The sequence below is a fragment of the Myxosarcina sp. GI1 genome, from assembly GCF_000756305.1.
Classification (GTDB): domain Bacteria; phylum Cyanobacteriota; class Cyanobacteriia; order Cyanobacteriales; family Xenococcaceae; genus Myxosarcina.
The window spans coordinates 133,335-156,518 of the sequence record NZ_JRFE01000006.1; the positions used below are offsets into that span (position 1 = coordinate 133,335).

Below are 23,184 nucleotides of genomic sequence, written 5' to 3' on the forward strand. Positions count from 1 at the left end.
TATTGACAGTTAGCTCGAACTAATCAAACAATATGCCAGAAACTTAACTGCTTTTATCTTCTTGCTGGGAAAATCTCTGATTTCCAGAAAACGACGAACGAGAAGCAGATTTTTTACTTAGTGCTTTGGCATATGCTTTATTACGAGCAGCTTTTTCTTTTTTAGGGTTTCGGCGTTTAGCCACGAACGATATCTCCAGATTTAAATAACTAGAATTCCTACAAAATAACAATTATGTTATGTATGCATGACAAAGAAATTATTCGGTTTAGCTGCAAACTATGATTATCATTTTAAAAATGATGAGTTAAAAACGGAAATTTCTACGTCCGCCGCCTCCAGAACTTCTAGGTTCGCGAGGTCTAGCTTTATTAACTTTGAGCGATCGACCCATCCATTCAGCACCATCTAGAGCGCTAATTGCCGCAGTTTCTTCATCTTCCGTTCCCATTTCGACGAAGCCAAAACCACGTTTGCGACCTGTTTCGCGGTCTGTAGGAAGATGAACCCGCTTGACCGTACCATATTCGGCGAAAACCTCATTAAGATCTTCTTGGGTAATCTCATAGTTGAGATTGCCGACATAAATTGACATCTATTGTCTCCTCAATTGAATTAACGTGTGGAGAGACAAGATTGCGAAGAAAAGCCTATCAATACTATATGGAAAAACCTATCAATACCAATCAAACTCGATCGCCGATCTTTATTCTCGCTAATTATACTAGCATTTTTTATTAAAGTCGAAACACACTTTACTGCTTTCAAAAGCATCAGTCAAGACAGAAACCAGTCTCTGAAAACAGAAGCGATCGCACGTTATATTGAGAGAAGTCAGGTTTTGTACGCCGCCCACAACAAATAGTTAATTCGCTCGTACCAAGATGTCGTTCGATCTCAAACAAACAATTAGCGATTCTCCTGCCGATTTTATCGATTCAACTGTATTTAAACCAGAATTGTCAATTCAGCTACGGCAACTGCGAAATAGCCTGCGAGTCGGACAGCAGAGTCTGGCAGATTGGCAGCAAGGAGAAATGGCAGTTTCTGCCGTACCTGGTGCGGGCAAGTCTCACAGTTTGGCGGTAGCTGCGGCAATTGCTATTGCCAAGCATCAATTACACAGTCGCAAACAGCTTGTTATCGTAACTTATACTCGTTCGGCAGCCGCCAGTATCAAAAGTAAGATAAGAAAACGCCTTCAGGAATTATCTTTACCTCCCAGAGGGTTTGTAGTTCATACCCTACATGGTTTGGCTTTAAATATTGCCAGTTCCCATCGCGAACTAGCTGCTTTAGATTTAGATAAAGTCAATCTTATTGCCCCAACAATGGGACATCGTCTGATTAGAAGTTCGGTGGAAAAATGGCTGGCGACTCACCCACGTCAGTATCGGGTTTTGCTAGAAGGGATACAGTTTGACGGCGAGGAAACCGAAAGATTGCGCCGTCAGTCGGTGTTACGAACCGAAGTGTTGCCTGGCTTGACCTATACGGTGGTTAGAGAAGCTAAAAGTTCGGGTTTGCTACCAGAAGATTTACGCAACTTAAGCCAAACTGCTACCGATAACTATCAAATCCTAGCGATCGCCGCAGGACTTTATGATGAATATCAACAGGCAATGCAGTCACAAGATCTGATCGACTATGACGATATGATTTTGGCAGCTTTGAGAGTATTGGCATACGAGCCGATGCGATCGCTTTGGCAAGAGCGAGTATTTGCCGTATTTGAAGACGAGGCGCAAGATTCTAGTCCCCTACAGGAACAGCTAATCTCGATTTTGGCGGGTAATAGCACCAATCCCGATTTATCACCAAATTTAGTTAGAGTAGGCGATCCCAACCAAGCGATCAATTCTACCTTTACCCCTGCCGATCCCCTGTACTTTAATTGGTTTTGCCAAATCTGCGAAGAAAAAAACAGTTTGGCAACTATGGATCGAGCGGGACGCAGCAATCGTACTATTATCGATGCGGCAAATTTTGTACTGCATTGGGTTAACCAGCAAGAACTCAGAGAATTGCGTCTCGCTGCTACAGCAGAACCCCACCCAGATTTACAACTGCCTTTTCGTCCCCAAAATATTCAGCCAGTTTCTCCCGACGATCCCCAACCAGAAGCCAACCCCCAGGCAACGGGCAAAGGTTTAGAAATTTATCGCCCAGATGATATTTATCAGACCGTAGAGCTAATTGGCAAACGGGCGATCGCTTTATTTAAAGAACATCCAGAGAGAAATGCCGCAATTTTAGTTAGAGAAAATCGCCAAGGACGCTTTGTAGCCGAAGAATTAGCTTACTTGCAACGAGACTACAAAATAAAAATTTATGAAGTTGGCGAAACCGAAAGACATTCACATATACCTGCCGAAATTCTCCAGCTACTACAGTTTATCGATCGCCCTCATTCTCCAGACAATCTTAAAGCGGCATTAGAAGTCTTGACCCAGCGAGGTCTAATTCCCACTCAGGATCTCAACGCCCTTGCAACCTATCCCGAACAGTTTCTCTATCCTACCCCCCTCGATCCGCCATCTAAAAAAGAAGTAACGGAAGTGCGTGACTACTGTTGTGATTTACTCCGCGCTCGTTTGGCATTACCTCACTATCAACTGATTCCTTATTTGGGAATGAAGCTAAAATACACGGGTTCGGAATTAGCAACGGTACAAAAACTATCGGAAAAAGTTAACCAGCAGATTGTTGGTAAAAGTTCTCTACAAAGTAGCATTCAAGCTTTAGAAGAAATAGTTGCCTCAGAAAAATTTGAAGGGGTAGAAGAAGACAACGACGACCGCTATACTCGTAGCGGTCAACTGACTATTATTACCATGCACAAAGCCAAAGGATTAGATTGGGACTACGTGTTTCTACCTTTTCTGCATTTGGACGTGCTGCCAGGACAACCCTGGGTTCCTACGGCAGCGCAATTTTTAGGCAATTTTACTCTTTCAGAGGTCGCTCGCGCTCAAATTCGTGCGGTAGTTCACGCTCGGTATACTAATGATGCAGTTTCTATTCCCCAACCAGTTGCCGCTTGGAAAGAAGCCAACAGGCTCAAGCAAGCCGAAGAATTTCGCTTGCTCTATGTGGCAATGACTAGAGCCAAACGTTTGCTGTGGATGTCTGCTGCTCAGTTAGGTCCTTTTCGCTGGAGCGTATTTCGTCCCGACAAACCAGCTAGCTTACAGCAGAAAACACCTTGTCCTGTTTTGCCTGCGTTGGGTCGTAAGTTTCCCCGCTCTGTTATTAATTAAATGTATTTAATTTAGTATTATTAGAACTAAATTTTTTCAATCAAACATGGTAGTGTAACTCCATCGAAAAATTTCGACTAGAGTACTTATGGCTATAGATAGCGGCGAAAACAATTTAGGTATCGTATCAGAATGCCTAGTAACTGATTGCACTTACAATCGCGAAAAGCGGTGTACGGCAGGTGGAATCTATATCAATACTGCCAATGGAGCCGCTTTGTATTATGACTGTACGACAGAATCTTTAAAACCAATAACCCAAGAACGAGAGGAAGTAGAGGACGTATCGCAATGTACGGTTATTGATTGTTCTTATAACAAAGGTCAGTCATGTATTGCCGAATTTATTACCGTTTTCTTGTCGAATAATACTGCTCGATGCGATACCTATACGAAGTAGTAAAATAATCGCAGTAAGTGTCGATCGCATGAAGTACACTTTATCTGTCGAAAACGAGAAAAATTCAAACGTTTTTGTCTTATTTAAATTTAGACTTAACCGATGTAAAGATCGCTGTAAAATCTCGATAGTTGAAGACACATATAAATAATCTTCATCTTCTAGATGCTTTTTTTTCATCGGACATGTTTTTTTATCGCTAAAAAAGTATCAAACTAAACAGAGATATTAAGAAATTACTTATCTCTTAAGTTTTGATGCCTGCATCTTTTATCCCGAACAATTTAGCAATCGCGCCTTCTTATCCTAAAGCAGAGTTACCCAATTTACTATTAAGAAAAGTAGTTCTCGATCGCAACTGCTCGTTTCAAATCTGGTCGCCTAAGTCAAATGCTATTTTACAAGCTGTTGAAGCCGACTTATTAATTAGCGATCGCCTGAGAGTAGAAGCGATTTGTACGAGACTAGTTTCATTATTAGGTGCGACTTGTTCGGAACATGAAGATCATTTATTAACCAATCAAAAGTTAATTTATTATTGGGAAGATCTCAAATACTTTACTTCTAAGTACGGATTCAAACCAAGCGTTATTGACGTGCTGTTTTCAACCCATACTATCCGCCAACTAAACGCGCCATCGATAAATTCTGCAACACAGTGGGTAGTAGAACCAGCCTGTTGGGAAATTTTTTTTCTGGAATTAAAAGCGGTTGCTAATGGCTATCAACTTGTACCTAGACCGCAATATCTCTCAGTTATCGTTTGGACTGGTCTACCTACAGTTAAATATATTCCTCAAATGCGGATGAAGCAATAAAACTAAAAAATGGAACGTAGCTACCTACGTCCCATAATATTCGATCGTAAATATCTACGATTCTGCTCCTGGAACGATCTCAACCTCTAGCTGTACCGTATCGACTCCTGTAATTTCTCTAGCCAATGGCTCGATTGTAGAATATTCTTTTTCACTGGGAACAGTTCCCCTGATAAACACTGCACCATTTTCAGCATCGATAGTTAACTTGCTACGAGGAATGTTTGCTTCGAGTTTAGCTCTGACTTCACTTTCAAGATCGGAATTATCTCTTTGCTCTTGTTCGCCAAAAACATCGTTACGCTCCTCTCTAGCTCTAATATCAGAATTTAGCTGCCTTTGACGAAGATCGCTATCAGCATCTTCTAAAGTGTCTTCTACTTGAGCGGGTTGTTCTACCGTTTCACCTTCAGAAGTAGGTGCATCTCCACTAGTTCTGGCTACATCACAGGCAACGGCACCAAAAAGTAACGTGCTACCTAGTAATACAGTAGTTAGTTTGTTCATAATTATTGACTCTCCGATTGATTATTTGGTAGTAAAGAATTTAGCGATCGCCTTCGACAGTACGCGGAGGGTAATTTCTATTACCGCGATCGATAACAGGATTGCCGTCTACATCTACATCGAGTTCTTCACGACGAACTTTTTCGCTAGCTCTTACGGTGTCCTGTTCTACTTCTTTGCGAATATTTACTTCTTCTCTTACAAAAGCCTGTTTTTTGATGTCGGCTGTTTCTTCGTATACATCAACTCTGGCTACTTCCTCAGTTCCAAAATTAACGCTACCAGGAGTTACTTGAGTAGTAGAGTCGGGGGTGGTACGTTCGACAACGACTCTTTCTTTCTCTACAGGAACAGAAACTCTAGCTGTTTCAGTTGATACTTTTTTACCGACTGCTACTTCTCCAGCTTTTTCACGCTGTTTGTTTACCATCAGACGTTCTTCATATAGTCTGATTTTGTCTGTATCGCTGATATCGGTTCTAGTTCTAATATCATCATCTACATCGGCAACTTGAGTTGGAGTTGCTCCTGGTACATCGTAGATACCAAACTCTTCTACTCCATGTTGCTTCATCAAATTTTCAGCACGAGAAATTTCTGCTGCCGTACCCGTTACCATTACTAGAAAACTACCGCCTGCAACGCGATCGCGATATATTCTAGCTCTTTCTTCGGGAATTCCCAGACCAATCAAAGCTCCGATCAAACCTCCAGCTACAGCACCAATACCAGCACCTGCTATAGTTGTGGCGATCGCAGTTGCTTCTGCMCCTGCCAGTAAAATCGGACCAATTCCTGGAATTGCCAAAACTCCTAAGCCCACTAGTAAGCCGCCAATACCGCCTAAAGCTCCGCCAGTCAAAGCTCCTGTAGTCGCGCCATCATCAGCTTTATTGCCTACCTGTTTCGTATCGGTGGTGTTTGCTCCAGCAACTTTGTCTGCATCTCTAGCAATTACCGAAACGCGATCCATATCAAAATTATTATTTTTTAACCCGCGAACTGCTGCCTCAGCTTCGTCACGACTATAGAACAATCCAGCGGCGCGCTTGTAATGTTTATTAACTTTATTCATTAATGTTTATTTTAATCCTCAAAATTTAGCAAAATAAAAAACTGTAATGCAATTTTTTACCTAAATTTATCAAGATAAATTTAGTGCAATTACTTTACATATTTAATTATTTCAAAAATAAAGAGTATTCACCTCTATCTCTCGAATAATTTAAGTATGTCCCTTAGCTTTTGCTGCTATGCTTTTTTTTACAAAACAATACTTTTTATATATTACTTTTGGTTTTTCTGAAATTCTCAATCATTCTTGAGTACGTTCTTCAATTGATTTGAAAATTTTTACCAGTAATTATTACAACTTTTCTTAGCCTGTAATGGACTGTTTTTATAGTAACAATATTGTTTTGCTACAATAATCGAATTTAGTCTTATTAGTCTCGGTATATGTCAAAAGATATAAAAACTAAACTTTAATCGCCAGCAGAGCCTTTAAAGTTTCAGCTTTAAAAACCTAACTATTATCAGCCTCCACAGCATCATTAATTTTCTGTAATATATTAGCGTCGGCACTCATAACGCGATTCCAGCTAGGAATGACAGGATTCAATTGGGGATTTTGTAGAAAAGCATTGCCTGCATGAATAATCGATTGCGAAAAAAGTTCGATCGCCTTTTCTTCACTATGACGATCTAAAGTTAATCCATTCATAATGGCATCGCTATAGTAACGTTCCACAAAATCTAAAGCCGTACGATAGTAGCTGGCTTTGATGGTTCTGAAAATTTCCTGAGAAAAAACCACTCCATTGGTCGCCATTTTACGAAATATTGCTTTGCAAATATCAATCGACATTTTAGACAAACCTCGTTGACGATCTTCAATGGAAAGTTCTTGATGTTTGTGGTCGTAGGCATCGGCAATATCTACCTGACAAATTTTGTTGAGATTGTGGTTGCGATAAACATCGTAAAGTACGCCGATTTCTAATCCCCAATCATAGGGAATGCGAATGGTGTTGACCACCTCAGAAACCATGGCAAACTCTCCCGATAGAGGATAGCGAAAGCTGTCGATGTACTCTAAAAAGGGATTGTTGGGAAAAATCTTTTGCAGCGATCGCACCAAAGGACTAACTAATAGTCGCATGACTCTACCATGCAATTTATTATTTGCCTGACGATAATAATAGCCTTTAGAAAATTTGAATTGAAAGGCGGGATTGGCTAATGGATAAATTAGTTTTGTTAGTAATTCTTTGTTGTAAGTTAAGATATCGCAATCATGCAAAGCCAAAATTTTTCTTCCGACTCCAGAAGACAAAAAATAGCCCATACAATACCAGACATTGCATCCTTTACCTCGTTCGCTAGGAGCTAACCCTTCATTTTTTAATAACTGATGTACGGCTTGCATACGCGCCCCATCATTCCACAAGATTTTGTAGTTTTGCGGTAACTTAGAAAAGTATGCTTTGGCATAGTCGAATTCTACTTCAGATGCGCGATCTAAACCAATAATAATTTGGTTTATATATTCAACTTTAGTTAGTTCTTCAACAATGTTTGGCAATGCCTTACCTTCAAGTTCGGTAAATAAACATGGCAGCACCAAAGTCATTGGTGTCGTAGTTTGAGAAATATGCAGTAATTCTGCTTCGAGCGATTCGACAGAACGACTGTGTAAATCATGTAAGGTGGTTATTTCACCGTTTTGAAAAAAGTCAGCGATTTCAATTCACCTCCCAAGTATACCTACAAAATATTTTCCAAGCAAAAATCGATCGCTTCTTGCCAGCCATAGGGAGCTAGTTGAGAAGCGTAAAAAACTCGATCGCGTTCTAGCTTTAAAGCTTTGCCTTTAGCTGAAGGAATTACCACCGCCAAATCGGCTCGTTCCAACATTGGCAAATCGTTCGGACTATCACCAAGAGCAATTATTTTCACCTCTTCCTGCCAACGTCGAGCATAATATTGTTTTAATTCACTAAAGCAACTTGCCTTATTAAAATTTCCCATGACATGGTAGAGTCGTCCCCCTTTAATACACTGTAACTGTCGTTTGGCTAACTTCTCTCTAAATTTTTCTAATGCCAGTTGCGAATCTTGCCATAATATTGGTTCGGTGGCTTCTCGCTGCATTGCTTTTTGGGCATCTGCAACGGTTAAATCAGTCCACTTTACTACAACATCTATGGTGACATCGGCAAACCCTTGATAGTTAAGATTTAATTCTTGTTTGAGCGATCGCAAGTATGCTAAAAATTGCTCTCTGGGAGTTCCTAAATATTTAGGAGCAGCTTCTAAACTACATATAATTCCACCATTTTCACAGACAAATGGTTCTCGGTTATCAAGTTTGTGGCGCAGTTCGCTAATTTCTGCCTGAGTCTTACTAGAGTTAAAAATTATGGGAATTTCACGCTGATTTAATTGTGCGATCGCTGTCTTAGCAGGAGTATATTCATAAGTTTGACGGTCTAGCAGCGTTCCATCTAAGTCAGTAACGACAATGTATCGCATAGCTTGTGTTGACTTTTATTTTCTTCAACAAATTATAATATGAAAACTTTAATTTTCATGTTTAAGGTCAAATTAAAACACCGCCAATCTTTAAAAGCAGATACCAATCCATGACGAACGGGATTGTAATTAATGTAGTCTACATGGTTGCGAAAATCTAACGCGATCGCAAACGATACAAAGAAACATTAGAACATTCTGTCTCCTGTCTCTTAAGAAAGATGTGTTCTCATCAAAAAACGTATTGCTATATCTTGCCAAAATCTAAGATCTCAGGCTACATTGCAGTTTTCAGTGTCTATCCATCTAGCTCATTCAAATAATTTACAAATCGCATGGTTGCCAGGCAGAAAGTTAGCTTCACCTCACAAGAACGAGTTTCCAACTCCGAGTCAAAACCTCCCAAAATTCGCCATTACGAATATCCAGATTACAGTAAGCCGCTTGTAGAAATTCCTTATGAAGCCCGCAAGAAAATTTTGGCTCGTTTATCTTTTCTCTATGGAGAAGCAGAGGCGCAAAAATATTTGCCCGAATTGGAGCGAATTTTAAAAGTCTATTACGCACACAAACCACCTGCTAAAATCGAAGCCGAACGAGATTTGCTGCCTGCCAACCGCTTTACAGAAAAAGACGTTATTTTAATTACCTATGGAGATTTACTTCGCAGCGAAAAATCTTCTCCTTTAGCTAGCTTGGTTCATATTTTAGAACAGGTACCAGGATTTAAAAAAGCGATTAATACCCTGCATATACTGCCCTTTTTTCCTTACTCTTCAGATCGGGGTTTTTCCGTTACCGACTTTCGCAATGTAGATCCTAAGCTAGGTTCGTGGCAAGATATCGCTCAGATTGGCGACTCATATCAATTGATGTTCGATGCGGTATGCAACCATACCTCATCTCAAAGCAAGGCTTTCCAAAAATTATTAAACGGCAACCCCGAATACAAAGACATTGCTACAGTTTATCATTCTCCCGATGAATTGAGTCCAGAGGATCTACAAAAGGTAGTGCGTCCTCGTACTAGCGATTTGTTAACCAAATTTCAGTCAATCGACGGTCCTATTTGGGTATGGACGACTTTTTCTGCCGACCAAATCGATTTGAATTATCGCAACCCTAAAGTACTGCTCTGGGTAATCGAAACCCTGTTACTTTACGTGCGTCGCGGAGCAGATTTAATTCGTCTCGATGCCGTTACCTATCTCTGGGAAATTCCTGGGACTTCCTGCGCTAATTTGGAACAAACTCACGAAACCATCAAGCTATTTCGCGATATTTTAAACGTCGTCGCTCCAGGTGTCGCTTTAATTACCGAAACTAATATTCCTCACGAACAAAATATTGCTTATTTTGGTAACGGTCACGATGAAGCACAAATGGTTTACAACTTTGCCCTACCTCCGTTAGTGCTGCATACTTTTTATCGCGAAGATACAACCGCTCTAGCTAAATGGGCAAAACAATTAGAGTTTCCTTCAGATACTTGTACCTATCTTAATATCTTAGATACTCACGATGGCATTGGCTTAATGGGAGTAAAAAACATTCTGGCGAGCGAAGATATTCAATATTTAATTAGCAGAGCCAGAGAACACGGTGCTTTTGTTTCCTATCGTACGGGATCGGGCGGACAAGACGAACCTTATGAAATTAATACTACCTGGTATAGTGCTTTAAATTTAGATAGTGATGATGAATCGTTGGCTATTCAAATTAAACGTTTTGTCGCTTCTCGCAGCATAGCGTTAGCACTAAAAGGCGTACCTGGAATTTATGTACACGGTTTGTTTGGCACTACCAATGATGTAAATACAGTTCTAAAAACCAAGTCCAAACGAGATATCAATCGTCAGATAATTGCCGAAACCGTTTTAGACGAACAATTACAACGCCCTGATTCTAAACTATCTCAACTTACTAAAGCTTTAGGTAGACTTTTAGAAATTCGGGTTTGCCAGCGAGCTTTTCATCCCCACGGAGAACAACAAATTTTGACTCTTTCTCCACAATGTTTTGCTGTATTACGAGTCGCACCCGAATGTGAAGAACATATTCTTACCATAACTAATGTCTCTAACCAAATTTGTCAGCTGGAAATTCCTCTAACCGAACTAAAATTAAACGATTCACAATCTATTGCTTGCGCTACCCCAGAAGACAGTTATTGGTACGATTTGATCGGACATAGAGGCTGGAGAGTTCAAGGACAAAAAATTTCTCTAACTTTGCAACCTTACGATGTTGTTTGGCTAGTTCCTTTTATTGAGTTAGAAAGAAGCATAGATCGGACTTGAACAGGGTGTTTTCTGGGTTGAACTGAGGTGAAAAAGGCAAAAGGAGCGGCGACCTACAGAGGCGCATACGCAAGGGCGCGTTAGCTCCCTTTTAGGGGTGGGTTTTTAATAAACTAAGAGAAAGACACTTGAACTGCATAATTCTGATGAGAATACATCCATGTCTCAAAAGTTGGGTAGGAACAGTAACTCGCAACATGCCGCATTTAAGTAAGCCACAAGCCAAGGTCTTAGCAATGTGGAGTTTTGGAATCGTCATAACGCAATCAAGCGGTTTGACTACTGTATTGATATTTCTCGCCAAATTATTAGACATCAAAAAAAATACGGTGCGACAAAGACTGATTTTCCTCTGTGTTCTGATGCTATTATTTCTCGGTGTTTGGGCATTAATCGCTCAAGTTAATTTTTTGAATTTCATTTTTTACCTTACTCTCTTTTTGCTCTCTTTTCTTCGTAAAATTGCCAAGTCGTGAAAATATCAGCATTAATAGCGGAAATACCCAATGTTTGAGCTATTAAAAGATTACGTCGCTTATGTGTCCCAAGCCCATCGTATCGTGAGAATACAGGACAATCCGCCATCTTCGCTGGGAAACATCTAACTGATTTGACAGACTTGGCATAGTTTTAAGACGGTGATTGGTGGTTGAGCCTCGTACATGGTCAATAGCAATGGTCATGATTTCTCCCACACAAAATGCGATTGAGTGTTTTTTGGAGTATTAATGTTAATTGTTAAAATTACTTATATTTAATAAAAGATTAACTACACCTTAATAATGTGCGAGATAACCATGAAGCATTAGTGAAAAATTAATGAGAGAGTTTTCATGACAACTGACTGTCAATGGTTCGGACAAAATTAAGCAGCAATAGCTCCGTAATCATAGCTATCTTGCTTTGTCAAACATTTTTCAATACTTCTTCTGTAATAATATTGGGGATACTTTTACTACCAATCCAGAAGAATCACTCGTGCTCAAATGTTTAGTTTGAGTGTTTCTGAATTCTTTTTCTTGGAATTAGAGGAAACTAGCGGTAGCGTAATCGTAAATGTTGCTACTTTTCCTTTGCCGAGGCTGTCTACTAGCCCTTCCGAGAGCATAAAACGGCGGAATTTAAAAGTAGTCGCTAGCCAAAACAGACAGAACGGTGGCGAGCAGACCCGAACCAAGTCCACCATACCAAGCACTAAACAAAACGGCGGAATTTAAAAGTAGTCGCTAGCCAAAACAGACAGAACGGTGGCGAGCAGACCCGAACCAAGTCCACCATACCAAGCACTAAACATAACTGCCGCAAAAAATAACGCCGAGCTAATATTTAATTCACATTAGACGTAATATAAAAGGTATTACTAAAACTAAAGGCAGTGGAACGCCCGATTTGGATACTCGACCACAATAGGGGTTGAAAAAATCTCTGCTTGTTGGTTTCGGCTTATGAGGAACTTAAGTTAAAGATAGTGTTCCTTAGTATCAAGCTAAAATAAACGTTACTTAAAATACAAAAAACGTGTTGACATAAACATCAGCAATCGCTTCGCCATAAAATAAAGATAATATGCCTCCCAAAGCTAAAAAAGGACCAAAAGGCATGGGCTGTTTTTTATTTAACAAACCCAAAGCCATTGCACCACCACCGAGTACTGCCCCTAGACCACAGGCTACAAAACAAGTAACCAAGACAGATTTCCAGCCAACCCAGGCACCAATAGTTGCCAGCAATTTACCGTCAGCATCGCCCATTGCTTCTTGCTGAAAAATAATTGTACCGAGAATTCTAATCGTTTCTAACAGCCAAATTCCAACCGTAGCACCAGCAATACCAAAGATAGCATTGGCGATCGCCGCAGAACTGCCGCTATTGCTCCAGCCAATTATAACCTGAAAAACTAAACCTAGTACTAAACCTGACTTAGTAAGGGAAGCAGGTAAAGTCATGGTATCGAAATCGATTAAGGTCAAAGACAATAACCAAGAAAATAAAATCCAGTACCCTATGGTTTCAACACTATAGCCAAATTGTCCAAAGATAATTAGGAACATAATTCCCGTTACCGCTTCGATTAGAGGATAGCGAAAGGAAATTGTAGTTTTACAGTAACTACAGCGTCCTTTCAGCATCAACCAGCCTAAAATCGGTACGTTTTCAGTTTTACCCAACTGATGCTGGCAACGAGGGCAGTGAGAAGCAGGATAAACTATCGAAAGTCCTGCGGGTAGGCGATAAACGACTACGTTTAAAAAGCTGCCAATACAGGCACCAAAAACAAACACGACCAAAGTAGGAGCGATCGCTAAAATTTCCATAGTAAGCTTTTCATTAAATTGGCGATCGGAACTTAACTAAGATGCCCAACTCACTACTAGAAATTTACATTTAGAGCTTAAAATTTAGTTTGCTTAACACTCTCGTATCTAAAAGCCAAATTTAAGTTTCGATCAAGTCCATACCAATAAAACGTTCTCTCGGCAAGAGTATTGGTTTTTCCCGAAAGGTTAGTTGTCCTTTATATGTCTTGCAGTCAATGACAACTCCCAGAGGTTTTTTGTTTAGCTGGGAAAAAGTACAATAGCTTTGATAAACTTTTCTAGCTGCTTTGATTAGCGTTGGGTCGAAAAACATAGTAGAATCTACTTTAACTTTTGCAGAACGATCTCGATTGGTAGTGGCGTAGGTCACTAAACGCCTCCTAAAATAGAACTTCCTAAATTTAACCTAATTTTAAAAGCAATAAATAAGCTCTATTGTAAATTTATATTGCCAAATTCGTGCTGCGAGAAAACAGTTGGGTAATAGTAATTACGTATTAGTGACTAAGTATTTTTTATGAGCTTCTAATTATACATAAAACTTTTTTATTATAAATAGAGATTTTTAGAAAATTAATTTCGAAATTTAGCCATTTTTCCAACTTTAGTAATATTAATATGACGCAGAAGTTAGCTAATGTATTAACAAAGCAAATATTTGCTTCCGTACTTTTGTATAAAAACTTTTTTAGAAACCATTACTAAAAAATCATCATCACAATTTTTAGCAGTTACGGAAGTTTAAGCATAAAAACATAAAAGGAGATTAATAAAATATGAGTAAATATGCTCAAGAGCTAAGAAACACTGCCAAAGCAATGATGGCTGAAGGTAAAGGTATTTTAGCTATGGATGAGAGTAATGGAACCTGTAACAAGCGATTTAAAAATTTAGATATCGAACCCGTAGAAGAAAATCGTCGCGCTTACAGAGAGTTATTGATTACCGCTCCAGATTTAGGTAACTATATTAGTGGCGCGATTTTATATGATGAAACAATTCGTCAATCGACCAAAGACGGCGTATCCTTTGTTAAAGCCATGCAGGATGCGGGAATAATTCCTGGGATTAAAGTCGATACTGGAGCCAAAGATTTAGCCGCACGACCCAACGAAAAAGTAACTGAAGGTTTAGACGGACTGCGCGATCGCATTGCTGAATATTATGAAATGGGTGCGCGTTTTGCCAAATGGAGATCTGTAATTACTATTGGTGACGGTATTCCCAGTGATGGTTGCATTGAAGCTAATGCTCATGGTTTGGCTCGTTATGCCGTTCTCTGTCAAGAAGGCGGTTTAGTACCTATCGTCGAACCAGAAGTATTGATTAATGGCGACCATACTATTGAAACGTGCTACGAAGTAACCGAAAAAACTCTACATGAGGTATTTCGCCAGCTATACGTGCAGAATGCAGCTTACGACCAGATGATTTTAAAACCTAGTATGGTTATTTCTGGTGCAGACTGTTCCCAACAGGCTAGCGTAGAAGAAGTAGCATCAGAAACAGTTCGCTGCTTAATGAACTGCGTACCTGCCTCCGTACCTGGTATTGCTTTCCTATCTGGCGGACAAAGCGAACAGAGAGCTTCGGCACACCTCAATGAAATGAACGCCAAATATAGATCTCAGTTCCCCTGGCGCGTTACGTTCTCTTATGCACGCGCAATTCAGCAACCTGCATTAAATTACTGGAAAGGCGAGCAATCTAACGTAGAAGAAGCACAAAAACGCTTGGTTGAGAGAGCCAAACTAAACAGCGAAGCTAGCAAAGGTAACTACTCTCAAAGCATGGAAAAAGAGCCAGCATTGGTCTAAATTTGTACTGACAATAGGCTCAGTCATAAATTGCAAAGAAGTTATATTTTATTCTTCTCAATCTAAATTTTAAAAGAATTCGACTAAGTCGAATTCTTTTTTTTTGCATTCTCATGACTATCCTGAGAAGTTTCAACCGAGTTATTTAGAAATACCAAAGTGTATTGTTACTGATAGCTTTTAACACTTTTGTTAAATACAGGTGTTAAATACAGGCAATATATTTACTGTAAAACTATACTGTATTTGGCTTTATTCACAAAAGCTTTGTGCTTTATATAGCTTTGATATTTTAGTTATTTCTATAAACCAAACTTTAGCAATTTTTAGTGTTTGCTTGATATAAATGCCCCTAAACTTCATAGAATACACACCTATTTATTCGTAGATATATTTAAACTTTAGTTGTTGAATAAAAAACAAAACAAATATACTCAAATATACTTAAGGGATAAATACTATGACTACTACTAATATTAATGGAACTATTAACAGCGAATTAATTCAAGGTGATAATTTTCATAACACCATTTATAGCGGTAATGGTAATGACACAGTTATTGGCGGCAATGGTCATGACTTTCTCAATGGAGAAAAAGGCCATGACGATCTTGATAGTGGTAATGGGAAAGATACTCTTTATGGCGGCAGCGGTCGCGACAATCTAGATAGCGGCAATGGAAAAGACATTCTTTGTGGTGAAACTCACAATGACATCCTCAATAGTGGTAATGGAAAAGATGCTCTCTATGGTGGAGCTGCCAACGATCTTCTAGAAGGTGATAACGGTAAAGATATTCTCGATGGTGGTTTTGGTCTCGACACACTAAAAGGTGGACGAGGCAATGACATTCTTTATGGTGGAGCAAACGATGACTTACTAGAAGGTGGACAAGGCAATGACACTCTTTATGGTGGCTCGAACAATGACACTCTTTATGGTGGTTGGAATAATGATGAACTTTGGGGCGGTAGAGGAGCTGATACTTTTGTCTATAATGACCGAGGTGAAGGAGTTGATGTAATTAAAGACTTTAATCGTTACGAAGGAGATAAGATCGAAATTGTCACTGATACTTTTGGAGCTTCTGACCTCCAAGACTTCCATTATGATACCAACACTGGAGCTTTGTCATACGATGGAACTCAACTTGCTACTTTACAGTTAGAGAGTATGCCTGGCAATTTCAATCTCAATACAGATATCGTCTTTGTTTAAGAATCTGGCATTGCTAAATTTGTAACGATTTCGAGCTAATTTTAAATAGTTTGCACCCAGACAGGAGAGATATTATCGGTATCTCTCTTGTCTAGAAGAATACTCAATCTATATAGAATTGCATATTTGCCAAAAAAGTTTTAATAGCGATCGCGCCTAATAACCTTACTCCTCTAACACTTTAATTAAAGCTTCTCCCATACCTTTACAGCCAACATCAGTCATGCCAGAAGACATAATATCTCCCGTACGATAGCCTAAATCTAATACTTTAGTTACGGCAGTTGCAATTTTGTTGGCGGCTTGAGGTTGGTTTAAACCATAACGCAACATCATTGCCACACTTAGAACCTGCGCTAGAGGATTGGCTTTATCCTGTCCTGCTATGTCTGGTGCCGAACCGTGGACGGGTTCAAAAACTCCAGGGCTACCAGCCTCGCCCAAGCTAGCAGAAGGCAACATCCCAATACTGCCAGTCAACATCGCTGCCGCATCGGAGAGAATATCGCCAAATAAATTACCCGTGACAATGGTATCGAACTGTTTGGGAGCGCGAACTAACTGCATTGCCGCATTGTCTACGTACAAATGACTTAGTTCGACATTGGGATAGTTAGTTGCCATTGCCTCGATGCGATCGCGCCATAGTTGCGAAACGTCGAGAACGTTAGCTTTGTCTACCGAACAAAGCCTACCTTTACGCTTTTGAGCGGTTTCAAAACCAACTTTAGCAATGCGATCGATTTCGCTAGCGGTATACGCCATCGTATTTACGCCGCGTTGTTCTCCCGTCTCCGTCTCAAAAATTCCTTTGGGCTTGCCGAAATAAACACCACCAGTTAGTTCGCGCACCACCATAATGTCTACCCCTTCGACTACTTCTTTTTTCAGACTAGAAGCGTCAATTAGCTGGGGTAAGATAGTTGCGGGTCTGAGGTTGGCAAATAAACCCAAACCCGATCGCAAACCTAATAAACCCGTTTCGGGGCGTTGCGATCGCGGTAAGTTATCCCACTTGTAGCCGCCAATTGCCGCCAACAACACCGCATCGCTACGGCGACAAGCTTCTAAAGTTTCGGCTGGCAGAGGTTCTCCTGTTTCATCTATTGCCGCACCACCAATCAAAGCAGATTCAAAAGTAAACTCAAGCTGGTGTTGTTTGCCCACTAGCTCTAGCACATCTACCGCCACCGCCATAATTTCCGAACCGATGCCATCGCCAGGAAGTAAGGTAATGCGGTATTGCTCGATCATAATCTTAATTTTAGTTCTGCGAACGGTAGAAAAGACAATGGGATCTAATTTACCATTTAATGACAGAGTTGATTAAGATCTAACGATGAACGACAGAAAAATATCAAGCAACCGAGTTTTTAGACAATGGAGTTTGTTTCTAAAATTTTCTTGCTACTAAATTTAAGCGGTATAGCAGCGATCGCTTTTAAAAAATACAACAATCTTTGTTCGCCCAATAGTCCAAATTATTTTTTTTTACTTAATGAAACATAGTAGCAAGCGAATTGCTTATACCACCTATACAATTATCGGACTCAATTTATTTTTATATGCTTTAGAAATTCGTCTGGGAGGTAGCACCGATATTGCTACATTAGAAAGATTAGGGGCGTTGATTCCCGAACGGGTTGAAGCTGGCGAATGGTGGCGATTGATTGGAGCTAATTTTCTACATTATGGTTCGCTGCATTTAGCCACCAATATGTTGGCTCTTTATTTTATCGGGCGTTTGGTGGAGTTTAATTTGGGAGCGCGCTTTTATTTAATAGTTTATTTAGCTAGCGGTATCGGTTCGATGCTGACATTTTCGTGGCTGGCATTAAAAACGGGTATCAATAATGTTTTTTTAGTTGGAGCTTCTGCGGCAATAATGGGTTTAATTGGCGCAATATTAGCTATTTCTCTACAGCTTTGGTTCAACAATAAAAGTTCTTTAAATACTAGAAGACTGAGGCAAGTTATTATTATTATTCTGGTTCAATTTATTTTTGATAATTTAATTCCTCAAGTTAGTTTTCAAAGTCATTTATTTGGTTTAATTATTGGTTTTTTGGTAAGCAGTTTTTTATTACTGTTGAGATTAAAAATGCAAAATTAAATTTAGCGATGGGCAAAGTCGATCGCTAGTAACCTACTGATTCATTCGATGGCAATACCTAATATTTGCTTGGCATATTTGTCTGATGGTTTTTTGGCTTCTAGGGAAAAGTATTCTCCCTGTCACCGACTCTCCGTGTTTACCTGTTAACCTTAATTATTTAATGTTCGTGCAATACCTAATATTTAGCTGGTACAAATTTTTGTACTTCCATCGGCGGGCGATTGTATTCTAGCTTATGTTCTTGCGGTGGTAGCTCAAATGGTTTTGGTAAGATGTCTTGATAGGGTATCTGACTTAAAAGATGACTGATGCAGTTAAGACGCGCTCGCTTTTTATCATCTGCTTCTACTACATACCAGGGCGATTCGGGGATATCGGTAGCGGCAAACATATCATCTTTAGCTCTAGAATATTCCAGCCATTTTTCCCGCGATTTTAAATCCATCGGGCTAAATTTCCAGCGTTTGAGGGGATTGTTAATTCTTTCTTGAAAACGTTTTTCTTGTTCTTTATCGCTAACAGAAAACCAGTATTTAATTAAGATAATACCCGATCGCTGGATCATCAACTCGAACTGAGGACAGGAGCGTAAAAAATCATTATATTCTTCATAGGTGCAAAAACCCATTACTCTTTCTACCCCCGCCCGATTGTACCAACTGCGATCGAACAGCATAATTTCTCCTGCGGCTGGTAGATGTGCCACGTATCTTTGAAAATACCATTGGGTTTTTTCGCGATCGCTTGGCGTTCCCAAGGCTACTGTTTTACAAATACGAGGATTGAGACATTCACTAATACGCTTGATCGCGCCTCCTTTACCCGCCGCGTCTCTACCCTCAAAAATAACTACTACTTTTAAACCTTTTTGCTTTACCCATTCTTGCAGTTTAACTAACTCTATCTGTAGCTTGGCTAGTTCTTCCTGGTATACTGATTTTTTTAGTTTTTTTTGCTTATTATTTTTTTTGTGTCCGTTGGCAATATCTTCTTGCATAGTGCTTTGGTTCGCGAGCGACAACTCAAGGTTTTAATAATTATAAAACTGTATCTTTTAGTTTTTATTGATTTTATTAAGTTTCTGATATTTAGGAATTTCTTCAGCAGGGATGATTTTAACTTTTCCTTCCTCGTCGCTAATGGCAATAGATTCACCTCTTTGGCGATGTCTTTCTATTGCTTTATCTACCGCCTGTTGTATTAAACCATTTAATCGCTTTGATAATTTTTTATCTGTCTGAATCTTCATAGATTTGATTTATTTGCTGCCAAATTTTTGGTCGATAAATTATAGCAGAGCTATTAAAAGTTTTTTCTGCTACGGCTTCTCTCGATGGCTTAGTATTATCATAAACTATCCAATAATCAGCAAGCTCGCTGTATATATAGTTCCAGAAAGTTTATTCTACCCCGCTCGTAGCGACGACGGATTGTATTTTCAGGAATATTATGTCCGCCGCTTGCTACTCTTAAGGCAACTCTATTAACATCTAGTTCGACACTGTTCAGCCAGACTTAAATAAGGTTAACTAAATAACCTTGAGCTTTGCACTGTTTTAGAAAGTGAGCAAAGCGGTGCGACCCCGCGCCGCCGTTAGGCGCAAGGGAACGCGCACCAAGAGAGCTGCGGGCTGCTAAAGTTGTCTCAAAGGCAAAATCTGCTTGTTGTCGGGCTAAAGTTTTTAGCCGTTCTAGCATAATTCTACTAGCTGAGATGGCAACTGCATCGGGTTCGTCAGGATTTAATTGGGCAGCGATGATGTCAGCGTTGACAAATTCTATATTGCCAGTTTGAGGGAAAATGTTTAAAGCAAAAGTCGTTTTCCCCGAACCATTACAGCCCCCAATTACATAAATTTCGGGCATTGTTGATGCTAGCTTGCTTTGAGTAGATTTATTCTACACCTTCTAAGCGATCGCTGTGTTGTAAAGCTGCGGCAATCTCATCGACGACTAAATCTTTGTTTTCATAGAGCATTACTAGATGATCTTTAGCTCTAGTTATTGCCGTGTATAGTCCCGCTTTGGCTTCAAAGTCAACTTCAGCATCGGGTGCGTATTGAGTCAAGCTATCGACACCTGCAATAATAACCGCGTCAAATTCAACACCTTTTAAGGCATTCCAAGAATCGACAATTATATATGGGCGATCGACTACATTACCTTCTCTATCCTGAGAAGTTCTTGGTGCGTGATGATCGATATTTAAAGCAGCTAATTCGCGACTAATTTCTTGTTTTAAATCTTTGTTTTGAGGATGAACTAAGATGCCAATTGAAGATTCTGAATGAGTATTTAAAGCGTCTCGCACCTCGTAAGCGATTTTATTGGGCATATCTTCGTAATACACTTCTAATAGTAGCGGTTCGATACCAGAACTACGCGTCAGTTTTTTCTTAGGTTCGATAATGCTACCAATACTGGGAGTTTTGATTACTTTGCCACTCTCATCTCGTTCGCGCTTTTCTACGTTCATATCTGCAGCAAATAAAGCAGGTTCGATAAACTGCCAGGCTAACTCTAAAATCTCTGGCGAGTTACGGTAATTGACATCAAAGACTTGCGATCGCCCACCAGGGATATTAATGCCCAAACTTTTCCAAGTCCAGTTAGATTTACGGCGATGAGGCTGACCGTAAACTGATTGGGTGTTGTCGTAAACTATAAACAAAGCTTCGGTTTTAGGATCTAATACTTCTGTAAGGGCTAAAAACCATTCATCATAAAAGTCTTGAGCTTCATCAATTAAAATTGCCTGATACTGGCGATCGCATTTTTTAGCCAGACGCACTACTTCATCTAAATCGTAATCGTAGCGGTACTTTAATTTTTGATATGCCCATTGATGAAAGGTTTTGCATTCGACGCTGACATTCGCTGCCTGGAAATTAGCCTTAAGCCACTCTTTCATGAAGCGGTTGTAGCTCAAAACTAAAAGATCGTCAAAGTCTTCTAAAAGCTTTTGTACTCGATTACGCAACACTAATGATTTACCAGAACCAGCAACGCCGCGAACTATTGCTGCACCTTTAGAACGCAAGTTTTTAGCTTTATTTTGTTCGTTATCTAATTCTGCTACGGTTAAACGCCGATCTATACTTTGCTCGAAATTAATCCACATTTGATAAATTATTAGAATGCTTATTTTAAAATCCTAAGCTGAAACTTTCTTCCCGTCACTAGCTAAAACTACCGAGACAGCTAACGCGATCGCAACTATAACTTGAATAGTCGCTCTGTGCCAAGTTAACTCTAAGCTCAGCTAATAAGAAAAAGCGGTAAGTATTTTTATGTTTAGAACTTACCGCTTTAGTGGTGTGAGGAAAAACTAAATTGTCGATTATCTTTTGGCAGTTTGTGGCACTGGTAAAACACCAACTTCAACTTCAAGATTTACCTGTTTGCCATCGCGTGTTATTTGAAGTGGTAATTCATTACCTACTTTAGTTTGCCGTACAGCCTGTTGAATTTCTTCAGCTTTAGATACTGCTTCGTCATCAATTTTTTGAATTACATCGCCAGCTTGTAAACCAGCCTTATCCGCAGGAGAGTCGGGAACTACATTGACAATTACAATACCTTCGTCTTCTGTTAGCTGCCATTTTTCGTTATTAGCTTTGAGTTGGTCTTTTAACTCTGGGGTAATTGCCGTCATTTGAATACCCAAATAAGGGTGGTCTACTTTACCTTTGGCAATTAGTTCTTCAGCAATATCTCTAGCTGCATCGATGGGGATAGCAAAACCAATTCCCTGCGCTCCTTGGATAATAGCGGTATTGATGCCAATTACTTGTCCATTAGCGTTAAGTAAAGGACCTCCAGAGTTACCAGGATTAATCGCCGCATCAGTTTGAATAAAACTGACTCGCTTGTCGGCTATACCAACTTGAGAACTGCTTCTACCAGTAGCACTGACAATACCCGTAGTTACGGTATTATCCAAACCCAAAGGGTTGCCTATGGCGATCGCATATTCTCCTGGCTGTAACTGTTCGCTGTCGGCAAAAGCAACTTCTGGTAAATCTTCAGCTTCGATTTTTATGACTCCCACATCGGTTAGAGGATCTGTTCCCATTACTTTGCCTTCATAGCTGCGACCATCTTTGAGGGTTACTTTAACCTCATCGCTACCTTCAACTACATGAGCGTTGGTAAGAATTAAACCATCGGAACTTACTACAAAACCCGATCCCATTCCTCTTTGAATTTGTTCGTTGGGAATATCGGGCATCTGAGAACCGAAGAATTGACGAAAAAATGGATCGTCAAACATTGCAGGTACGTTAGTAGATACCTTGCGCGAGGCATCGATACGCACTACCGAATCACCTACTTTATTAACTACATCGCTTACGTAATTTTGGGGTAGATTAACTGCTGTTTTAGTTACTTCTGTTGTTGAGTTTTTTTGATTGGTTACGGTTTCACTATCAGAATTTTGAGCAAAGCTTTGAGGACTATTTATTAGATAGTTGCCACCGAGGGCAATACCACCACTAAGTAAAATTAAAGATAAAGAAGTAGTTGCTTTTTTCCAGATTTTTGATTGTCGCATTATTTAAAAACTGTATATAATTTTTAGTTATGTATGAGAATAAATAAAGTCACCTTGATAAGGTCAAAGATAACCGATGCACCAATTAGTTTTCGATAGAATAAAAAGCCGATCTATAAATTTGGTTTGGTTTCAAATTGCACAAAATAATTTTTGTTGCTTGGCTTCAAACTGTTATTTTTAATTTAGACAGTCGATGTGACTTTGAGATGACAATCTGTTGAAATTTTGACGATGTTTTTTCCGTTATTCGGTATAAATAGGATAAATAGGAACTACCGAACCGTCATCGTTTAAAACAGCAACCATAATTTACACTGCGACAGAAGCTCTGAGCAGT

23 protein-coding genes and 1 pseudogene are annotated in these 23,184 nt (G+C 39.6%); 7 read left to right on the forward strand and 17 right to left on the reverse strand.

The features are described 5' to 3' along the window. Positions 1 to 43: 43 nt before the first annotated feature. Together KV40_RS35565 and KV40_RS02510 are read right to left on the reverse strand one after the other, a co-directional pair. Positions 44 to 184: a hypothetical protein gene (locus KV40_RS35565; RefSeq protein WP_172657218.1), complete on the reverse strand. Its 141-nt coding sequence runs from the start codon at positions 182 to 184 to the stop codon at positions 44 to 46. A gap of 123 nt (positions 185 to 307) precedes the next feature. Further along, on the reverse strand, positions 308 to 595 hold the full coding sequence (locus KV40_RS02510) for an RNA-binding protein (protein ID WP_036477682.1): 288 nt from the start codon (positions 593 to 595) through the stop codon (positions 308 to 310). 289 nt (positions 596 to 884) lie between these two features. Here KV40_RS02510 and KV40_RS02515 point away from each other — a divergent pair, with 289 nt between their 5' ends. From KV40_RS02515 to KV40_RS02525, 3 genes are all read left to right on the forward strand, one after another. Then, a complete protein-coding gene (locus KV40_RS02515; RefSeq protein WP_081942727.1) occupies positions 885 to 3,260 on the forward strand; it encodes an ATP-dependent helicase in 2,376 nt (791 codons plus the stop codon). An 88-nt stretch (positions 3,261 to 3,348) separates the two neighbouring features. Beyond that, positions 3,349 to 3,660: a DUF1540 domain-containing protein gene (locus KV40_RS02520; RefSeq protein WP_036477685.1), complete on the forward strand. Its 312-nt coding sequence runs from the start codon at positions 3,349 to 3,351 to the stop codon at positions 3,658 to 3,660. A 257-nt stretch (positions 3,661 to 3,917) separates the two neighbouring features. Next, on the forward strand, positions 3,918 to 4,478 hold the full coding sequence (locus KV40_RS02525; RefSeq protein WP_036477688.1) for a hypothetical protein: 561 nt from the start codon (positions 3,918 to 3,920) through the stop codon (positions 4,476 to 4,478). 54 nt (positions 4,479 to 4,532) lie between these two features. Here KV40_RS02525 and KV40_RS02530 read toward each other — a convergent pair whose 3' ends face one another. From KV40_RS02530 to KV40_RS02545, 4 genes are all read right to left on the reverse strand, one after another. After that, on the reverse strand, positions 4,533 to 4,985 hold the full coding sequence (locus KV40_RS02530) for a BON domain-containing protein (RefSeq protein WP_036477691.1): 453 nt from the start codon (positions 4,983 to 4,985) through the stop codon (positions 4,533 to 4,535). A gap of 40 nt (positions 4,986 to 5,025) precedes the next feature. Next, complete coding sequence (locus KV40_RS31740; protein ID WP_052055284.1) at positions 5,026 to 6,060, reverse strand: YsnF/AvaK domain-containing protein; 1,035 nt, start codon at positions 6,058 to 6,060, stop codon at positions 5,026 to 5,028. A gap of 450 nt (positions 6,061 to 6,510) precedes the next feature. Continuing rightward, positions 6,511 to 7,728 (reverse strand): glycosyl transferase, encoded by a 1,218-nt coding sequence (locus KV40_RS02540; RefSeq protein WP_036477693.1) that lies wholly within the window; start codon positions 7,726 to 7,728, stop codon positions 6,511 to 6,513. A gap of 23 nt (positions 7,729 to 7,751) precedes the next feature. Beyond that, positions 7,752 to 8,519 (reverse strand): mannosyl-3-phosphoglycerate phosphatase, encoded by a 768-nt coding sequence (locus KV40_RS02545; protein ID WP_052055285.1) that lies wholly within the window; start codon positions 8,517 to 8,519, stop codon positions 7,752 to 7,754. A 335-nt stretch (positions 8,520 to 8,854) separates the two neighbouring features. Here KV40_RS02545 and KV40_RS02550 point away from each other — a divergent pair, with 335 nt between their 5' ends. Beyond that, on the forward strand, positions 8,855 to 10,819 hold the full coding sequence (locus KV40_RS02550) for a sugar phosphorylase (RefSeq protein WP_081942728.1): 1,965 nt from the start codon (positions 8,855 to 8,857) through the stop codon (positions 10,817 to 10,819). A gap of 518 nt (positions 10,820 to 11,337) precedes the next feature. Here KV40_RS02550 and KV40_RS35570 read toward each other — a convergent pair. The 5 genes from KV40_RS35570 to KV40_RS02565 form a co-directional block, all read right to left on the reverse strand. Then, positions 11,338 to 11,502: a hypothetical protein gene (locus tag KV40_RS35570; protein WP_172657213.1), complete on the reverse strand. Its 165-nt coding sequence runs from the start codon at positions 11,500 to 11,502 to the stop codon at positions 11,338 to 11,340. 438 nt (positions 11,503 to 11,940) lie between these two features. Beyond that, complete coding sequence (locus tag KV40_RS37180; protein ID WP_072013758.1) at positions 11,941 to 12,021, reverse strand: DUF4118 domain-containing protein; 81 nt, start codon at positions 12,019 to 12,021, stop codon at positions 11,941 to 11,943. Positions 12,022 to 12,032: 11 nt separating this feature from the next. Next, the gene (locus tag KV40_RS37185) at positions 12,033 to 12,113 is read right to left on the reverse strand and encodes a DUF4118 domain-containing protein (protein WP_072013758.1); all 81 of its coding nucleotides are present in this window, start codon (positions 12,111 to 12,113) and stop codon (positions 12,033 to 12,035) included. A gap of 208 nt (positions 12,114 to 12,321) precedes the next feature. Further along, a complete protein-coding gene (locus KV40_RS02560; protein ID WP_036477698.1) occupies positions 12,322 to 13,134 on the reverse strand; it encodes an A24 family peptidase in 813 nt (270 codons plus the stop codon). Positions 13,135 to 13,255: 121 nt separating this feature from the next. Further along, complete coding sequence (locus tag KV40_RS02565) at positions 13,256 to 13,507, reverse strand: hypothetical protein (protein ID WP_036477700.1); 252 nt, start codon at positions 13,505 to 13,507, stop codon at positions 13,256 to 13,258. 406 nt (positions 13,508 to 13,913) lie between these two features. Between KV40_RS02565 and KV40_RS02570 the strand changes: the two genes are divergently transcribed. Both KV40_RS02570 and KV40_RS02575 read left to right on the forward strand, forming a co-directional pair. After that, positions 13,914 to 14,954 (forward strand): class I fructose-bisphosphate aldolase, encoded by a 1,041-nt coding sequence (locus KV40_RS02570; protein WP_036477703.1) that lies wholly within the window; start codon positions 13,914 to 13,916, stop codon positions 14,952 to 14,954. A 460-nt stretch (positions 14,955 to 15,414) separates the two neighbouring features. Further along, on the forward strand, positions 15,415 to 16,173 hold the full coding sequence (locus KV40_RS02575; protein ID WP_036477706.1) for a calcium-binding protein: 759 nt from the start codon (positions 15,415 to 15,417) through the stop codon (positions 16,171 to 16,173). A gap of 165 nt (positions 16,174 to 16,338) precedes the next feature. Here the strand turns inward: KV40_RS02575 and leuB are convergent, their stop codons facing one another. After that, positions 16,339 to 17,427 carry a 3-isopropylmalate dehydrogenase gene (gene leuB, locus KV40_RS02580; RefSeq protein WP_036477709.1) on the reverse strand — a complete coding sequence of 363 codons (1,089 nt, stop codon included), beginning with the start codon at positions 17,425 to 17,427 and terminating at the stop codon, positions 16,339 to 16,341. A 244-nt stretch (positions 17,428 to 17,671) separates the two neighbouring features. Here leuB and KV40_RS02585 point away from each other — a divergent pair, with 244 nt between their 5' ends. Further along, positions 17,672 to 18,286, forward strand: coding sequence for a rhomboid family intramembrane serine protease (locus tag KV40_RS02585; RefSeq protein ID WP_036477711.1), 615 nt, complete (start codon positions 17,672 to 17,674; stop codon positions 18,284 to 18,286). Between the two features lie 178 nt (positions 18,287 to 18,464). On the opposite strand, the gene ppk2 is transcribed toward KV40_RS02585, so the two are convergent. From ppk2 to KV40_RS02610, 5 genes and pseudogenes are all read right to left on the reverse strand, one after another. Next, the gene (gene ppk2 / locus KV40_RS02590) at positions 18,465 to 19,286 is read right to left on the reverse strand and encodes a polyphosphate kinase 2 (RefSeq protein WP_036477712.1); all 822 of its coding nucleotides are present in this window, start codon (positions 19,284 to 19,286) and stop codon (positions 18,465 to 18,467) included. Positions 19,287 to 19,343: 57 nt separating this feature from the next. After that, complete coding sequence (locus tag KV40_RS02595) at positions 19,344 to 19,538, reverse strand: hypothetical protein (RefSeq protein ID WP_036477714.1); 195 nt, start codon at positions 19,536 to 19,538, stop codon at positions 19,344 to 19,346. Beyond that, positions 19,519 to 20,155: pseudogene (locus KV40_RS37190) on the reverse strand (AAA family ATPase). Before KV40_RS37190 ends, KV40_RS02595 begins: the two are co-directional and overlap by 20 nt. A gap of 28 nt (positions 20,156 to 20,183) precedes the next feature. Beyond that, positions 20,184 to 21,410, reverse strand: coding sequence for a UvrD-helicase domain-containing protein (locus tag KV40_RS02605; protein WP_036477718.1), 1,227 nt, complete (start codon positions 21,408 to 21,410; stop codon positions 20,184 to 20,186). A gap of 219 nt (positions 21,411 to 21,629) precedes the next feature. After that, entirely contained in the window at positions 21,630 to 22,844 is a 1,215-nt protein-coding gene (locus KV40_RS02610; protein WP_036477721.1) for an HhoA/HhoB/HtrA family serine endopeptidase, read from the reverse strand. Positions 22,845 to 23,184: the final 340 nt, after the last annotated feature.

Bases quoted from the DNA above. Each gene is read 5' to 3' on its own strand.
- KV40_RS02510 (WP_036477682.1), bottom strand. From the start codon at position 595: ATGTCAATTTATGTCGGCAATCTCAACTATGAGATTACCCAAGAAGAT.
- KV40_RS02515 (WP_081942727.1), top strand. From the start codon at position 885: ATGTCGTTCGATCTCAAACAAACAATTAGCGATTCTCCTGCCGATTTT.
- KV40_RS02520 (WP_036477685.1), top strand. From the start codon at position 3,349: ATGGCTATAGATAGCGGCGAAAACAATTTAGGTATCGTATCAGAATGC.
- KV40_RS02525 (WP_036477688.1), top strand. From the start codon at position 3,918: ATGCCTGCATCTTTTATCCCGAACAATTTAGCAATCGCGCCTTCTTAT.
- KV40_RS02530 (WP_036477691.1), bottom strand. From the start codon at position 4,985: ATGAACAAACTAACTACTGTATTACTAGGTAGCACGTTACTTTTTGGT.
- KV40_RS02545 (WP_052055285.1), bottom strand. From the start codon at position 8,519: ATGCGATACATTGTCGTTACTGACTTAGATGGAACGCTGCTAGACCGT.
- KV40_RS02550 (WP_081942728.1), top strand. From the start codon at position 8,855: ATGGTTGCCAGGCAGAAAGTTAGCTTCACCTCACAAGAACGAGTTTCC.
- KV40_RS35570 (WP_172657213.1), bottom strand. From the start codon at position 11,502: ATGACCATTGCTATTGACCATGTACGAGGCTCAACCACCAATCACCGT.
- KV40_RS37185 (WP_072013758.1), bottom strand. From the start codon at position 12,113: ATGTTTAGTGCTTGGTATGGTGGACTTGGTTCGGGTCTGCTCGCCACC.
- KV40_RS02560 (WP_036477698.1), bottom strand. From the start codon at position 13,134: ATGGAAATTTTAGCGATCGCTCCTACTTTGGTCGTGTTTGTTTTTGGT.
- KV40_RS02570 (WP_036477703.1), top strand. From the start codon at position 13,914: ATGAGTAAATATGCTCAAGAGCTAAGAAACACTGCCAAAGCAATGATG.
- KV40_RS02575 (WP_036477706.1), top strand. From the start codon at position 15,415: ATGACTACTACTAATATTAATGGAACTATTAACAGCGAATTAATTCAA.
- leuB (WP_036477709.1), bottom strand. From the start codon at position 17,427: ATGATCGAGCAATACCGCATTACCTTACTTCCTGGCGATGGCATCGGT.
- KV40_RS02585 (WP_036477711.1), top strand. From the start codon at position 17,672: ATGAAACATAGTAGCAAGCGAATTGCTTATACCACCTATACAATTATC.
- ppk2 (WP_036477712.1), bottom strand. From the start codon at position 19,286: ATGCAAGAAGATATTGCCAACGGACACAAAAAAAATAATAAGCAAAAA.
- KV40_RS02595 (WP_036477714.1), bottom strand. From the start codon at position 19,538: ATGAAGATTCAGACAGATAAAAAATTATCAAAGCGATTAAATGGTTTA.
- KV40_RS02605 (WP_036477718.1), bottom strand. From the start codon at position 21,410: ATGTGGATTAATTTCGAGCAAAGTATAGATCGGCGTTTAACCGTAGCA.
- KV40_RS02610 (WP_036477721.1), bottom strand. From the start codon at position 22,844: ATGCGACAATCAAAAATCTGGAAAAAAGCAACTACTTCTTTATCTTTA.